Raw genomic sequence first — 13,566 nt, forward strand, 5'->3', positions numbered from 1 at the left:
CTCAGTGCAAGAAAATTTGATAGCCAAGTCAATGAAATTCATGCACGTGTAGCAGTCCTCAACAGATTTACGGAATTAGGTCGACCACTTACCCAAGTTACGCCTTAAATTTGGCTCAATTAGGGGGGCTTTGTATTTCAAATCTTTGTGCAACAAAGCCTGTTGAAACCAAAAACAGATGTAAGTAAAGAATTAATGCAAATTAACCAGTATATACCTGAGCTTATTGAGAATTAACATGAACTGATTATGCTCTGACAAAGATATATTATGGTACTAGTTTTGATTTTTTTATTAGACCTTCAAATTAATTTAATTTAGGTTCTACTTGGATTTATCAAATTATTAAATTTTTATATGTAAAAAACCAATTATCTCGGAAGATAATTGGCTTGAGCAAAGAGTTTGGCTATCCGCTTATTCGTCGATCATCCCAATAACACGGTACTACAATCAAATTGTTTTCATGTAATCGTGACCATAATCGGACACCTAAATCCTGCTGCATATTTTGGACTGTGAAATTGGAAATCAGCAGGGTAGATTTCATATTGTCATAACGGCTATACAGAACCTTATGTACCATTTCCAGACGTTTCTCATGCCGGTCATGCAAGCCATATTCATCAATCACTAATAAATCAAAACTGGAAAAATGCTCGATAACTTCCTTTTCAGAGCGTGAAGCATCTGACCAGGTATCCATCATTTTTTGAGCAATTTCTGCACTGGTATAGTAGCGTGCAGATTTTGTACTGTTATGCAGAATGTTGCGAATAATTGATGCACTCAGATGGGTTTTACCTGTACCCGGCGTACCAATCATCAACATGTTCGGGTTGTGGTCAGAAATAATCTGCTGTGCAAAGGCCTGACATAGTTTGATGGCATTGTCTTGTGCAGGGCATGCAACTACATAATTCTTGAAGCCACGATCTAGGTAGCGTTTATTGAGCCCTGAATTTTTAATTTTCTGTTGTAGCAATCGCTGTTGCAGTTCATTCTCATAGGCTGCATGTGAGTGATGAACAGTTTCTTTGGCACACAATTTACAGAGCCTGTGACCAGCAATTTCCATCAGGGGTATATGATGGGTAGCGCAAAGTGTTTCCGTTGTTTCTGCGCGAAACTGGAGTGTTTTAAGCATGGTATTCATGACTAATCTCCTAAATCCACTTTGAATTTTCTAAAAAACTCTCATTTTTTTCTTCAAAATTTGAAGATGAAGATGAAGATGAAGATGAAGATGAAGATGAAGATGAAGATGAAGGGCATGATTCAAGCATGGCTTGAGTAATACTCGAGCTCTTCTCAGGAGCTGCTTGAGCATTTACTTTTCGTTGCTTGGTTGATGCTTGAGCATTACTAGCGGATTTCCCCCAACGTGCTTGAGCTGCATTTTTAGCTTTATCAGATTTCATTTGCTGATTTTGCAATGCTTGGCTTTTTAAACTGCTTAAGAAATTTGAATGAATCTGCTCAGACTCGACTTCAAACAATTCTAGGGCCATCAGCGTATTTAACAAAGTTTTAGCCTTGGTGTGCTGCGGTAATTTCGTGATGCTACATACAGTAGCTAGGTCATGAGGAATGGCACCATTTTTCCAGAAATCCATCATTAACAGCAGTGCCGCACCAATTTGTTCTGCTGTCATTCGTGCAAATTTTGCCTGTAGGTCGCCAATATAGAGTGGCATCCAAATTGAAATATCTTTATGCATGTGTTCACCTTTTTTATAGGTATAGAGGGGCTAAGGTCATCAATTAGATAACCTTGTATATTTATTTGATCAGGGAGCCAGGCTCATTAACCGGATGCGGGCCTGTTGGGCCAGGTCGTCGTAATGGGCTTGCCCTTCATCCAGCATTCGCTGTAACCAGAGTCTCAATGCTTGGTGGTCATCGAAGCATTTGTTGATCTCCAGCAAAAATGCCAGATTGTGCAGTTTGGGAATGTGTAGCTCATGGATTAATTCACGAGCGACCATATCTGCTTCAGGACTGACGACCACACCACCAAAGAAAGCTTTACTATTCATGTGCAAGCTCCTCTGTATTTAGTTTTTCCAGCATGGCTTCAAAAGCACTGCCATCGCGACGCGTAACATTGGGGATGTAACGGCTATAGACCCGGAATAGCATTTCAGTCGTTGAATGCCCCAATTGACGTGCGATCCATTCCGGATTCTCTCCCGCCGACAGCCAGAGTGTTGCTGCGGTATGACGTGTTTGATAGGCTCTTCTAGGCTTCAATCCTAGAAAGCGCAAGATCGGATGCCAGACACGTTTATTCACCAGACGGTAATCGAGAGGTCCACCGTCACGATTGCAGAATACAAACTCTGATTTGCCATTATTTAAGCTTTTCTGTTGGAGAAAGGCTTGGTAAACGCGGTCATTCATCTGGATCGTGCGGTCAGAACCATAAGTTTTGGTTCCACCAAGCACACCATTCACTAACGCTTCTCTGATATGGATTTCACGACGTTGTAAGTCGATATTTTTCCATTGCAGACCATCGATTTCACTGGTACGCATACCCGTAAAAAAGCGAATGGTGTAATAGGGGCGGAAGTCTTCACGCACTGTGGTAAGAATTTTATGCACCTCTTCCAGAGAAAAAGGTGTGACTTCAATCTTGCTTTCCTTCAGATTGTTAATATTTTTATAAGGCGACTCAAACTCGTATCGTTCAGCCGCATCATTGAGTATCATACGTAAAGGCGTCATGATTTGATTGATTCTCGATGCTTTCAGACTTGTCTGATCTTTTCCGTGAGTCACTTTGGCGAGGGAAGCACGGAAGTTCAGCAAGTCTGACTTCTTGATTTTCGAGAGAACCTGATTACCAAAAGCAGGAATCAAATAATTTTTAATAATGATTGAAACCTTATGTTGATAAGATGTTCTCCACTCAATCTGTTTTTGTTTAAACCATAATTCAGTAAACTCTTTAAAAAGAGGAACTTTAGTTTGTACAGCGATTTGCTGACTTCTTTTTTCCTTAAACTGCTCGACACGTTTACTTTTGGGGAAGTACTTTTCATATTCGAAAGTTCCCAAAGTAATTTCAGCTTCAAGCTGCTCGAGACGTTTTTTCAAAATGCGACGATTATAGGCGTTGTCTTCAAGATTGGTTGTTTCTCTGCAACGAATGCCCATGTAGCGGAAATCGGCAATCAGTTTGCCGCTTCGTTCTCGGATGGTAGCCATCAGTTAGACCTCCTGAAACTTATTGCAAAGCATCCATGCTTAAACCAGTAAATTTAAGCATTTCAGTTTCAATGCGTTCCCAAACAAAAAGAATTTTACGACCACCGAAAGGACGGATGTAGTGCACACCTTCAATAAAGACACTATCCTTCAGTTGGTTGCGAATAGTACGAGCGTCGTACTGAATTTTTTCAGCCAGTTGTTGGGCTGTAAGATAGGTATATGACATAATAAAGCCTCTGATTTTTACTAGGTAACTAGGAAAAATTATTCCTTAGGCGTAATTTATCATATTTTTATGACTTTACAAGTACTTTTTACCATTTAAGTAGGAGATTTTATGATTATTTCAAACTTGGCAGTTTTACTAGCTGAGCGAAAGTTAAAAGTAGCTGATTTAGTTAGAAGTACAGGAATAAATAAATCTACATTGCATAAGCTCTATAACGATGAATCAGTCAGAATTGATTTTGAGACAATTGATAAGATTTGTGTGGCTTTAAATGTAGAAGTTGGTGATTTATTAATTTTTAAACAAAATGAAAATAATCAATAATATATATTGTATTTTGGTCACAGATGGTCACATCAAAATGTCAGTTGGTCACAAATTCAGTCTATGATTAGGATGATCGTTAAAATTTTTTATTAAGGGGTCGATTATATTTTTGAATAATTACTTCGATGGTGAAAGAACTCACTTTTTTATTGTAATTTTTTGGTCACCGATGGTCACATGAAAAAATTGATTGGTCACAAATTTAAGAAAATTAGTTCAAACCTTGAACTAAAATTCTATTTTCTAGGTCCAGTTTTTGGTTTTGGATGAGTTATAAAGTACATATAATTTGGTGAAATTTGAGGTTATTTAAAGTTATTTATAATGTGGTGGCACAAAATGGTCACATCTTGGTCACCGAAGATAGGGACGACTAATAAAACTTATAAGTAGGCTTTAGTAAATAATTCTAATTAGATTAAAAAACATTAATTAAATCAACAATAAAAAAGCCCCCATCTTTCGATGAGGGCTTTTTGAATTTGGAGCGGGAAAGGAGACTCGAACTCCCGACCCCAACCTTGGCAAGGTTATGCTCTACCAACTGAGCTATTCCCGCGGAGTCTATCCTGTTTTTTTACTAAAAAACTGAATCGAAAAAAAATTTGGAGCGGGAAAGGAGACTCGAACTCCCGACCCCAACCTTGGCAAGGTTATGCTCTACCAACTGAGCTATTCCCGCGGAGTCTATCCAATTTTTTAAATAAAAAACCGAATGAAAAAATTTTGAGCGGGAAAGGAGACTCGAACTCCCGACCCCAACCTTGGCAAGGTTATGCTCTACCAACTGAGCTATTCCCGCATAGCCACGTATAATACATTAAGGATTTTTCAGGTCAATAACTTTATGAAAAACTGTGCATCGTTTGCATAAAATAAAAACAATTTGTTTGAAAATTGGAATATTTTTGCAGGTCAAAGGCTTCCATTTTGATGAAATCATGCAATTCAGGCGGTTTCAGCAACTTTGCGACACAAGAACTTGAACAAATACAGGCTATACTAAGACCAGTTGAACCTTTTTTGAATTTGGGAGAGCCGTTTTGAGTTTAGAACAGCAATTAATTGAGCGTCTACAGACATTAGCGCCTACACATCTTGAAGTGGTGAATGAGTCCGCAGGTCATGGTGGTTATTTCCCAGGTAAAGAGTCGCATTTTAAAGCGGTGATTGTGAGTGAGGCTTTTGCAGGCTTACGTTTGGTGCAACGTCATCAAAAAGTCTATGCCGCAGCAGGTGATTTACTTAGTCCGGGGCAAATTCATGCCTTGGCCATTCATGCTTTTTTACCCGAAGAATGGAAAGGTCAAGACACCACTAGCCCTGAATGTGCGCATGCACCTAAGTCATCTTAAGGTGAGCCATGGAAACGCAATTAATCATTAAAATCATTCATATGTGTGGCGTGGCTTTAGGCTGTGCTGCCATTTTCATTCGTGCTTTTACGCTGTTTAAAGGGACGCAGGGCAATTTACCCAATCCGGCAGGGCGGAAGTTTTTTGTTGCTTTGCAACATGGCTCAATGACATTAATTGCCGTGACTGGAATTATCTTATTGTTTATGAAGAACTTTGATGTGCAGCCATGGTTCTATGCCAAAGTTGTACTGTTTTTGGCGCTGCTGTCTTCTTTATCTAAAGCGTATAAGAAAGATGACAGTGTTTTATTGGTTCAGCGCCGTGCGGGCTTATTTATTGCAGCTGTTGCACTTATTTTCATCATTACATTGGTTATAATTAAACCAGTTTTTGGATAAATGGCTTATCCACATGGCCGATTTCAAGGCTTGAGTAAAAAAACAAAGATTAGAGGGTTTTGAATGCGTACGCGTGTGGTATTTAACCAAAAAGGTGGTGTGGGGAAATCGAGTATTACGGTCAATTTAGCTGCGATAAGCGCGCACCAAGGTTTAAAAACTTTGGTGATTGACCTCGACCCTCAAGCCAATTCAAGTCAATATTTGTTGGGGGATGATGCGACCTACTCAGCAGATAAACCTGCCTTAGAGCCAAATATTGAAAATTATTTTGAAGAAGTCTTGGGGACACAACAAAGTAAAGGTTTGTTGGGAAATGCCATCGGTTCGATTTTGAAAGGTCGTGCCAAAGGTTTGGAAAGCTATGTGCATGCATCACCTTATCCACGCTTAGATGTGATTCCTGCTAGTCCAAATTTAGGCGCGTTGGCACATGCCTTAGAATCTAAGCATAAAATTTACAAACTCCGCGATGCTTTGCAGCAGATGAGCGGTCAATATGATCGAGTGTTTATTGATACACCGCCGGCCTTTAACTTTTTTACCTTATCTGCGTTGATTGCGGCAGATCGCGTGCTGATTCCATTTGACTGCGATGTGTTTTCAAAACGTGCCTTACAGACCCTGATCGAAAATGTGTTAGAAACGCAGGATGATCATAATGATCATTTGGAAATTGAAGGCATTGTGGTCAACCAATTTCAAGCACAGGCGAAGTTGCCGCGCGAAGTTGTACAACAACTCAAAGATGAAGGACTTCCTGTATTGGACAGCATGTTACCGCCTTCGGTGCTGATGAAAGAATCTCATCATAAAAATCAACCTTTAATCCATTTGGCTGCAGATCATAAATTGACGCAAGCCTATCAATCATTGTTCAATGAAATTGAGCAAAAGTAGTATCGAGAAAAGTATGAATGCACTTAAATGTGGTCTAGTTGCTTTCACTGCTGTTGTATTGGGTGCATGTGCAAGTACGCCAAAACCAAGCTATGTTTCACCTACACAGTATCAGTCTTTGAGTTGCCAACAATTGCAAAGCGAATACAACCGAATCCACGACTATATTCAAAATGGTGTAGAAACACCGAAGCGCACAGGCGTTGGTGTCGGTGTTGGCCTCGGTGGAGGTTGGGGCAGCCGTGGAGGTTGGGGGATTGGTCCGAGTATTTCGGTCAATATGGGACAATCTTCAAATACCAAACGTACCGAACTTTCACGCGTTCTAGGTGAGCAAGAAGCGATTGTACAGGCAGCAAAATTTAAAGGTTGTCCGATTATCGTTCGCGTAAATTCGGCTACCGCAGCAAAATCATAAGCGGATCATGAGCTGAGGCTTAGGCCTGTGCTATGAGAAAAGTGTAATAAAATTTGTCAGTAGGCGAGGCGTCTACTGGCATTTTTTTTGAGTCAAATAAACTGCACTATTTAGAGCAAATAAAATATTTAAATCTATGAAAAAATTAAATTAAATATTATTCGTAAATTTTAATGCCTCCTTCTGATCTTGAATATTCAGCGTGATCACTTTGACTTGTACAAGGATAAAACTGACCTAGCGCGTACTTGTTTTTTTAAATTCATTTCGGCTAAGGTGTGCGCTTTGAAACATTGTCTGGATATTTATGATTGAGAGTTGGCTTTTTGTATTTGCAATGATTGCGGTGATGATGACGCCGGGACCAAGCAATGCACTAATGGCAAGCTCTGCACATCAACAAGGTATTGCAAAGACGTGCATGCTGATTCCAGCAGAATTATTGGGCTATTTCTATGCCATAAATTTGTGGGCGTTGATTATTCATTTAAGCGCTCCAGTGTGGCCGAATTTAATTCACTTACTACATTTTCTCAGTATTGCCTATGTTTTATGGTTGGCTTTTCATTTGTGGAAATCGACGCATTTACACCAGTACAATCAAAAACATCCTTCAATTCAACCACGTGAATTATTCATTTCCTCATTAAAAAATCCGAAAGCCTTGCTTTTTGCTGCAGGTATTTTCCCGATAGAAACTTGGGCAAGCCCATTAAATTTTATTTTGGTTTTCGCTGTATTTAGTGTAGTTTTGTTGCCTGTTGCGTTGTTTTGGATGTCATTTGGACGGACGATTTTGGCCGGTAAGACCCAAAAAATTAAGGCCGATCTTCTGTATAAAGGATCGGCCCTGATGCTGATTTTATGTATGTTTCCCGTGGTTTTGCGCTTTTTTGCTTAAAGGTGTTCACCACATCGGTTTATTTCTTTAATTTTGCTCGAATAAAACCAATTACACCCGGTAAAACACTAATAATAATGATGCCAAAGATCAGATGGGTGAAGTTATCTTTCACGATGGGCATATTGCCAAATAAATAGCCCAAAGTGATAAATGAACCGACCCAACAAATCGCACCAATCATGTTAAAAGTCAGGAAGTACTTGTAGTTCATGCTGCCTGCACCTGCGACAAAAGGCGCGAAGGTTCGTGCAAAAGGAATAAAGCGGGCAAAAATAATGGTTTTACCACCGTGTTTTTCAAAGAATTTTTGCGTATTGACCAAATGTTGGCGGTTAATGAAGCGTGATTCAATTTCAAAGACACGTGGGCCAATATATTTACCAATATGGTAATTCAGCGTGTCGCCCAAGACCGCAGCGATAAACAGCAAAATCACCAAAACCCATGGATCCATGGCACCTGTTGACGCAGCGAGCGCGCCTGCTGCAAACAGAAGACTGTCACCCGGTAAAAAGGGCATGACCACTAAACCGGTTTCAACAAAAATAATCAGGAACAGAATTGCATAAATCCATACGCCATAATTGGTAATGAACTCGAGTAAATGGTCATCAACATGTAGTATAAAATCAATCAGTTCCATGGGGCTTATATGCGTAAAATAGTGGTCTGATGCTATCAGTCTGGGGCAGCAAAGTCAGTATTAAAACGTAATTAATTATCAGTAAAATCGTTCTATATATGGAATGATGAGTATTATAAAAGCATATTTAAAGAGAATAAGAAACGACCTAATCTAAGCACATCTTTTGAACAGTATTAAAAATAGGTTTCAGTATGTTTAATCCAAATCTAGTGGTGAAAAATCTGAGTCAACAGCCGCAAATCAATGCGGTAATCAGTCTCGTTGCACGTATTTTGATGGCTTATATTTTTATTGTGGCAGGTTGGGGCAAAATTACCGCTTACACTGCAACCGCAGGTTATATGGAGTCAATGGGTGTACCGGCAGGGCTACTTCCAATCACCATTTTAGTCGAGTTGGGTGGTGGCTTAGCTTTATTGTTTGGTTTTCAAGCGCGTTTTGCAGCGCTAGGTCTAACCGTATTTAGTTTAATCACTGCATTTTTATTCCATGGCGGTGCAGAAGATGGTATTAACTTTATGAAAAATTTGGCGATGTCTGGCGGCTTATTATTTCTCATGTTACATGGTGCAGGTAAATTCAGTTTTGATCATTGGATTGAAAAATCAAAATAAAATGATCATGAGTCCTAGCATCCATCAAAGCGGCGTTCTGCCGCTTTTTTCAAGTCTACCGCTGATTGAAAGCGGATGGGTAAAGTCCTGAAATGTGTTGTAAAAAACACCGTTTAGCTTGGGGTTTTTGCCCCTGTCCGAATAGTGTGCGAAAGTCCAAGAAAAATGTTAGAATACGGCGCTTATATTCGTTGCCTGCATAGTTGTTTGCCATGACTACCAATACCCAAATTACTGAAGACCGTATCCTGATTTTGGATTTCGGTTCTCAATATAGTCAGCTTATTGCACGTCGTGTACGTGAAGCTGGTGTTTATTCAGAAATGTACGCATTTGATATGTCTGAAGAAGACATTCGTGCATTTAACCCAAACGGGATCATTCTTTCAGGTGGTCCAGAAAGTGTTCATGAAGAAGGTAGTCCGCGCGCACCACAAGTTGTATTTGAACTTGGTGTACCTGTTTTAGGTATTTGCTATGGTCTACAAACCATGTCAGAACAGCTTGGCGGTAAAGTTGAGCCAGGTACTGTACATGAATTCGGTTATGCAGAAGTTGATATTAAAGTCCGTGATGCTTTAATTGGTGATCTTGAAGATACCAAAGACCAATTAAAAGTATGGATGAGTCATGGCGATAAAGTGACTCAAATTCCTGAAGGTTTCCAAATCACTGCAAGCACACCAAGCTGCCCAGTGGCGATGGTTTCTGATGAAAAACGTCGTTTCTACGGTATCCAATTCCACCCAGAAGTAACTCATACTGCGAAAGGTGCTGAGTTATTGTCTAACTTCGTACATGGCGTATGTGGTTGCCGTAACTTGTGGAACTCAGAAAACATCATCGATCTTCGCGTAGAACAACTTCGTGAGCAAATTGGTGATCAAAAAGTTCTATTGGGTCTTTCAGGCGGCGTCGATTCATCTGTTGTAGCTGCACTTTTACACCGTGCGATTGGCGACCAATTGACTTGTGTATTCGTAGATAACGGTCTACTTCGTTTGAACGAAGGCGAGCAAGTGATGGACATGTTTGCGAAAAACATGGGTATCCGCGTGATTCGTGCCGACGCTGAAAATCGCTTTTTAACAGCACTTGCTGGTGAAGTTGATCCAGAGAAAAAACGTAAAATCATCGGTCGTGAATTCATTGAAGTTTTTGCTGAAGAAGCACGTAAGCTTGACGGTGTGAACTTCCTTGCTCAAGGTACTATTTACCCAGACGTAATTGAATCTGCGGCAAGCAAACAAGGTAAAGCACACGTGATTAAATCACATCACAACGTGGGTGGTTTACCTGAAGATTTAGCATTCGAATTGGTTGAGCCAATCCGTGATTTGTTCAAAGACGAAGTACGCCGTTTAGGTACAACTCTTGGTCTTCCATTTGAAATGCTTTACCGTCATCCATTCCCAGGCCCAGGTCTAGGTGTGCGTATCCTTGGTGAAGTGAAAAAAGAATATGCTGACATCCTTCGTCTAGCAGATGACATCTTCATGCAAGAACTTCGTGCAAGCGGTTGGTATGATAAAACTGCACAAGCATTTGCTGTATTCCAACCTGTGAAATCTGTTGGTGTGGTGGGTGATGGCCGTCGTTATGCATGGGTAATCGCGCTTCGTGCTGTAGAAACTGTGGACTTTATGACTGCACGTTTTGCACACCTTCCTTATGATCTTGTAGACAAGATTTCTACACGTATCATGAACGAGATTGCTGAAGTTTCTCGTGTTGTTTATGACGTATCGTCTAAACCACCTGCTACGATTGAATGGGAGTAATTTAGGGATTTCAAGAAACAACGTTTCTTGCCTAAATTACGGCAAAGGCTATGCCTGCGCCAGACTGGGGTTTCACGAAGCACTGCTTCGTGCCAGTTTTACGCCAAGAGCTACGCTCGCGGCAGTGAGGGATTTCAAGAAACAACGTTTCTTGCCTAAATTACGGCAAAGGCTATGCCTGCGCCAGACTGGAGTTTCACGAAGTACTGCTTCGTGCCAGTTTTACGCCATGAACAAGATTTAAAGCACTGCTTTAAATCTTGTGCAAGATGCCTGTGGCAGTATCTCATTTAAGATATATCCAATAAAAAAAGGACGCTTCAGCGTCCTTTTTTTTGTTTATAATTATGAAAAATACTATTTTAAAAAGAGCAAGTTAAATGTCATTGCCTACATACGATCAGTTGATGCTTCCATTAATGAAACTTTTAGCAGAACAAAAAGAGGCAATAAAATTAAGTTCTGCCACAAAAATTTTAGCTGAAAGATCTGGGTTATCTGAAGCTGATTTAAATTTAAGGCTATCTAGTGGTACAAAAACAGTATTTTATGATCGTGTTGGCTGGGCGAAAACATATTTGGTTAAAGCAGGTTTGATACAACAACCATCACGTGGTCTTTGCGAATTAAGTACGTTAGGTTGGTCTATTGATTTGTCCAGCTTATCCAATATAACTAATCAGTATTTGATGCAGTTTGAAGGGTTTTCTGATTATAAAATTGGTTCTAACCATAATAAAAATATTCAAAATCTAGTTCTAAGAGAAGAGCATGCTACATCTATTCAAACAGAACATTTGACGCCTGCAGAAATAATCGAACAATCATCAAAGGAGCTTAATCAAACAATTAAAGATGAGCTATTAAATAAAATTAAAAGTAATTCACCCAAATTCTTTGAGCAATTAGTTGTCGATTTGTTGGTAATAATGGGTTATGGCGGTTCACATCAAGACGCAGCCCAAGCAATAGGTAAAACCAGTGATGGCGGCATTGACGGTATTATCAGTGAAGATCGTTTAGGTTTAGATAAAATATATATTCAAGCTAAACGTTGGGAAAATACGGTGGGGCGCCCTGACATTCAACAGTTTAAGGGAGCTTTGGCTGATCAAGTGGCGAAAAAGGGCGTATTTATTACTACTTCTTGTTTTAGTAAAGAAGCAATTGAGTCAGCAAAGAAATCAGGCATTGTTTTAATTGATGGTGACAAGCTTACATCTCTCATGATTGAATTTGGCTTGGGTATTCAAATTGAAAGAAGTTTCCATATTTATAAAATAGATCAAGACCGTTTTGATGAAGATAGTTTTTAAATAAACTTAAATGACGCCTCGGCGTCCTTTTTTTATATCTCAACATTCTATTTATAAACAATTGACCAACTACTATCGCTTTCATTATTCGGTTCAGCTTTAGGCTTCGCTTTATGGGTAAAGCTTTGCCAAGACTTCGTCGATTTACGTTCGGGTTTCATGCTTGAATCATAGCGCTCTACACGGTTACGGCCATTTTCTTTTGCCTGATACAGCGCAATATCCGCTTGCTTAATCAGTTCAGTTAAATTTTGCTTATGTGATTTAAGCTGTGAAACACCAATGGAAACGGTAAATTGGATCGGGTGATTTGCGACATTCAGCAATGATTGATTTTGAAGCGTTAGACGAATACGTTCTGCGATTAACATTGCATCCTGTATTTGCGTTTCCGACAGCAGCACAATAAATTCTTCGCCACCAAAGCGAGCCAAGACATCTTTTTGGCGCATTTCTTTGCGGGTGGTTTCAGCGATACATTGCAGTACCTGATCACCAACATCATGACCGTAATTATCATTAATATGTTTAAAATGATCGACATCAAACATCAATAAGCAAGTACTTGCAGGCGTTGGCCATTCATGGATGCGATGCTCAGCCAACTGAACAAACTGACGACGGTTATATAACTGGGTGAGCTCATCTGTGTGGGCTAGATTTTTCAGCGTATGCATATTCCAGTCATCAAGCAGGGTACGTAAAAAATGACGACGTGCATTGAGTGTATTGTTCCAACTCATATGCAGGCTGATCATCCAAACAGGAATAGACACCACCACAAAAATCAGTGCTTCTTGCCATGATAAAAGCTGACTCACCGCAAAATATACCAATAGCGAAATGAGGCCTGAACAATACAAGGCTGGCTTAAATTGTGTTTGTACGCAGACATTGGCAATCAAGATAAAGATCGCTGCACCATAGATATAGGACGAGACCATTGGGCTATTTGAAGCCAGTAATAAGCCAATCCAAATCGCGGTGCTACAGACCGTCCCAATCGGTAAGATCATGTCGAGCACACGAATATCTTTTTTGTATTTAAACAGATAAAAGCTGACCAATAGGGCAGCAATAATCATGGCCACTCGAGAAAGACCTGACCAAAAGAACATGTCAGGGATAATAAAAATGTCAGCAAAGAAATAAAGAAGAAATGTAATCTGCGCCATGTAATTCACTTGACGTAAATAAGGTAACTGATGGGCATACTGATGTTGTAGAAAATAGTTTCTAAACTGCGTAGGAATACGTGCAAAAGGATCTGCAATGGCTTGTTCAATCTCGGCACGATTGGCAAGATCACACTCAGAAAGTTTCAAAGTATGATTATGATTTTTACGAACTTCCTGAGCAGACGAATTAGTCCGAGAACTCATTCGTACATCAACAGACATGTCCCTTCTCCATAAATGGCTTAGGACAAATTATGAACAAAAAACACACAAAAATATCT

16 protein-coding genes, 3 tRNA genes and 1 pseudogene are annotated in these 13,566 nt (G+C 39.8%); 10 read left to right on the forward strand and 10 right to left on the reverse strand.

Annotated elements, in window-relative coordinates:
• Window positions 1-108: pseudogene (locus FTT85_RS11910) on the forward strand (IS5/IS1182 family transposase); the annotation flags it as partial.
• 301 nt (window positions 109-409) lie between these two features.
• On the opposite strand, the gene FTT85_RS11915 reads toward FTT85_RS11910, so the two are convergent.
• The 5 genes from FTT85_RS11915 to FTT85_RS11935 all read right to left on the reverse strand — a co-directional run bounded on the left by FTT85_RS11915 (window position 410) and on the right by FTT85_RS11935 (window position 3,442).
• A complete protein-coding gene (locus FTT85_RS11915; protein ID WP_180073550.1) occupies window positions 410-1,156 on the reverse strand; it encodes an ATP-binding protein in 747 nt (248 codons plus the stop codon).
• Between the two features lie 10 nt (window positions 1,157-1,166).
• Window positions 1,167-1,721: a DUF1376 domain-containing protein gene (locus tag FTT85_RS11920; protein ID WP_180183619.1), complete on the reverse strand. Its 555-nt coding sequence runs from the start codon at window positions 1,719-1,721 to the stop codon at window positions 1,167-1,169.
• 69 nt (window positions 1,722-1,790) lie between these two features.
• Window positions 1,791-2,039 carry a hypothetical protein gene (locus tag FTT85_RS11925; RefSeq protein WP_130130609.1) on the reverse strand — a complete coding sequence of 83 codons (249 nt, stop codon included), beginning with the start codon at window positions 2,037-2,039 and terminating at the stop codon, window positions 1,791-1,793.
• Entirely contained in the window at window positions 2,032-3,213 is a 1,182-nt protein-coding gene (locus tag FTT85_RS11930) for a site-specific integrase (RefSeq protein ID WP_180183620.1), read from the reverse strand. The genes FTT85_RS11925 and FTT85_RS11930 overlap by 8 nt, the downstream gene beginning before the upstream one ends.
• Before the next feature lie 19 nt (window positions 3,214-3,232).
• The gene (locus FTT85_RS11935) at window positions 3,233-3,442 is read right to left on the reverse strand and encodes a hypothetical protein (RefSeq protein ID WP_000122748.1); all 210 of its coding nucleotides are present in this window, start codon (window positions 3,440-3,442) and stop codon (window positions 3,233-3,235) included.
• A gap of 111 nt (window positions 3,443-3,553) precedes the next feature.
• On the opposite strand from FTT85_RS11935, the gene FTT85_RS11940 reads away from it, so the two are divergent.
• A complete protein-coding gene (locus FTT85_RS11940; protein ID WP_106985268.1) occupies window positions 3,554-3,769 on the forward strand; it encodes a helix-turn-helix transcriptional regulator in 216 nt (71 codons plus the stop codon).
• A 486-nt stretch (window positions 3,770-4,255) separates the two neighbouring features.
• Here the strand turns inward: FTT85_RS11940 and FTT85_RS11945 are convergent.
• The 3 genes from FTT85_RS11945 to FTT85_RS11955 form a co-directional block, all read right to left on the reverse strand.
• Window positions 4,256-4,331, reverse strand: a tRNA-Gly gene (locus tag FTT85_RS11945).
• Between the two features lie 47 nt (window positions 4,332-4,378).
• A tRNA-Gly gene (locus tag FTT85_RS11950) sits at window positions 4,379-4,454 on the reverse strand.
• Between the two features lie 47 nt (window positions 4,455-4,501).
• Window positions 4,502-4,574: transfer RNA gene (locus tag FTT85_RS11955), tRNA-Gly, on the reverse strand.
• Window positions 4,575-4,815: 241 nt separating this feature from the next.
• Here FTT85_RS11955 and FTT85_RS11960 point away from each other — a divergent pair.
• The 5 genes from FTT85_RS11960 to FTT85_RS11980 all read left to right on the forward strand — a co-directional run bounded on the left by FTT85_RS11960 (window position 4,816) and on the right by FTT85_RS11980 (window position 7,747).
• Complete coding sequence (locus FTT85_RS11960; protein WP_078191519.1) at window positions 4,816-5,127, forward strand: BolA family transcriptional regulator; 312 nt, start codon at window positions 4,816-4,818, stop codon at window positions 5,125-5,127.
• Window positions 5,128-5,135: 8 nt separating this feature from the next.
• Window positions 5,136-5,528, forward strand: a complete 393-nt coding sequence (locus FTT85_RS11965; protein ID WP_180049492.1) for a SirB2 family protein — start codon at window positions 5,136-5,138, stop codon at window positions 5,526-5,528.
• 63 nt (window positions 5,529-5,591) lie between these two features.
• Complete coding sequence (locus tag FTT85_RS11970; protein WP_180003554.1) at window positions 5,592-6,428, forward strand: ParA family protein; 837 nt, start codon at window positions 5,592-5,594, stop codon at window positions 6,426-6,428.
• Window positions 6,429-6,441: 13 nt separating this feature from the next.
• A complete protein-coding gene (locus tag FTT85_RS11975; RefSeq protein WP_180003552.1) occupies window positions 6,442-6,846 on the forward strand; it encodes a hypothetical protein in 405 nt (134 codons plus the stop codon).
• Between the two features lie 307 nt (window positions 6,847-7,153).
• Complete coding sequence (locus FTT85_RS11980; RefSeq protein ID WP_180035118.1) at window positions 7,154-7,747, forward strand: LysE family translocator; 594 nt, start codon at window positions 7,154-7,156, stop codon at window positions 7,745-7,747.
• Window positions 7,748-7,766: 19 nt separating this feature from the next.
• On the opposite strand, the gene FTT85_RS11985 is transcribed toward FTT85_RS11980, so the two are convergent.
• On the reverse strand, window positions 7,767-8,393 hold the full coding sequence (locus tag FTT85_RS11985) for a DedA family protein (RefSeq protein ID WP_078191514.1): 627 nt from the start codon (window positions 8,391-8,393) through the stop codon (window positions 7,767-7,769).
• A gap of 194 nt (window positions 8,394-8,587) precedes the next feature.
• Between FTT85_RS11985 and FTT85_RS11990 the strand changes: the two genes are divergently transcribed.
• The 3 genes from FTT85_RS11990 (at window position 8,588) to FTT85_RS12000 (ending at window position 12,107) form a co-directional block, all read left to right on the forward strand.
• Window positions 8,588-9,010 (forward strand): DoxX family protein, encoded by a 423-nt coding sequence (locus FTT85_RS11990; protein WP_078191513.1) that lies wholly within the window; start codon window positions 8,588-8,590, stop codon window positions 9,008-9,010.
• Window positions 9,011-9,222: 212 nt separating this feature from the next.
• The gene (gene guaA, locus FTT85_RS11995; protein WP_078194056.1) at window positions 9,223-10,791 is read left to right on the forward strand and encodes a glutamine-hydrolyzing GMP synthase; all 1,569 of its coding nucleotides are present in this window, start codon (window positions 9,223-9,225) and stop codon (window positions 10,789-10,791) included.
• A 380-nt stretch (window positions 10,792-11,171) separates the two neighbouring features.
• Window positions 11,172-12,107: a restriction endonuclease gene (locus FTT85_RS12000; RefSeq protein ID WP_180183621.1), complete on the forward strand. Its 936-nt coding sequence runs from the start codon at window positions 11,172-11,174 to the stop codon at window positions 12,105-12,107.
• Window positions 12,108-12,154: 47 nt separating this feature from the next.
• On the opposite strand, the gene FTT85_RS12005 is transcribed toward FTT85_RS12000, so the two are convergent.
• Window positions 12,155-13,489 (reverse strand): GGDEF domain-containing protein, encoded by a 1,335-nt coding sequence (locus tag FTT85_RS12005; protein ID WP_228144790.1) that lies wholly within the window; start codon window positions 13,487-13,489, stop codon window positions 12,155-12,157.
• Window positions 13,490-13,566 lie beyond the last annotated feature (77 nt).

The sequence above is a fragment of the Acinetobacter sp. YH01020 genome, from assembly GCF_013420275.1.
Classification (GTDB): Bacteria; Pseudomonadota; Gammaproteobacteria; order Pseudomonadales; family Moraxellaceae; genus Acinetobacter; species Acinetobacter amyesii.

Coding starts and splice junctions, on each gene's coding strand:
- FTT85_RS12005 (WP_228144790.1), bottom strand. CDS start 13,489: ATGAGTTCTCGGACTAATTCGTCTGCTCAGGAAGTTCGTAAAAATCAT.
- FTT85_RS11965 (WP_180049492.1), top strand. CDS start 5,136: ATGGAAACGCAATTAATCATTAAAATCATTCATATGTGTGGCGTGGCT.
- FTT85_RS11935 (WP_000122748.1), bottom strand. CDS start 3,442: ATGTCATATACCTATCTTACAGCCCAACAACTGGCTGAAAAAATTCAG.
- FTT85_RS11930 (WP_180183620.1), bottom strand. CDS start 3,213: ATGGCTACCATCCGAGAACGAAGCGGCAAACTGATTGCCGATTTCCGC.
- FTT85_RS11920 (WP_180183619.1), bottom strand. CDS start 1,721: ATGCATAAAGATATTTCAATTTGGATGCCACTCTATATTGGCGACCTA.
- FTT85_RS11925 (WP_130130609.1), bottom strand. CDS start 2,039: ATGAATAGTAAAGCTTTCTTTGGTGGTGTGGTCGTCAGTCCTGAAGCA.
- guaA (WP_078194056.1), top strand. CDS start 9,223: ATGACTACCAATACCCAAATTACTGAAGACCGTATCCTGATTTTGGAT.
- FTT85_RS11915 (WP_180073550.1), bottom strand. CDS start 1,156: ATGAATACCATGCTTAAAACACTCCAGTTTCGCGCAGAAACAACGGAA.
- FTT85_RS11970 (WP_180003554.1), top strand. CDS start 5,592: ATGCGTACGCGTGTGGTATTTAACCAAAAAGGTGGTGTGGGGAAATCG.
- FTT85_RS11940 (WP_106985268.1), top strand. CDS start 3,554: ATGATTATTTCAAACTTGGCAGTTTTACTAGCTGAGCGAAAGTTAAAA.
- FTT85_RS11990 (WP_078191513.1), top strand. CDS start 8,588: ATGTTTAATCCAAATCTAGTGGTGAAAAATCTGAGTCAACAGCCGCAA.
- FTT85_RS11985 (WP_078191514.1), bottom strand. CDS start 8,393: ATGGAACTGATTGATTTTATACTACATGTTGATGACCATTTACTCGAG.
- FTT85_RS11980 (WP_180035118.1), top strand. CDS start 7,154: ATGATTGAGAGTTGGCTTTTTGTATTTGCAATGATTGCGGTGATGATG.
- FTT85_RS12000 (WP_180183621.1), top strand. CDS start 11,172: ATGTCATTGCCTACATACGATCAGTTGATGCTTCCATTAATGAAACTT.
- FTT85_RS11975 (WP_180003552.1), top strand. CDS start 6,442: ATGAATGCACTTAAATGTGGTCTAGTTGCTTTCACTGCTGTTGTATTG.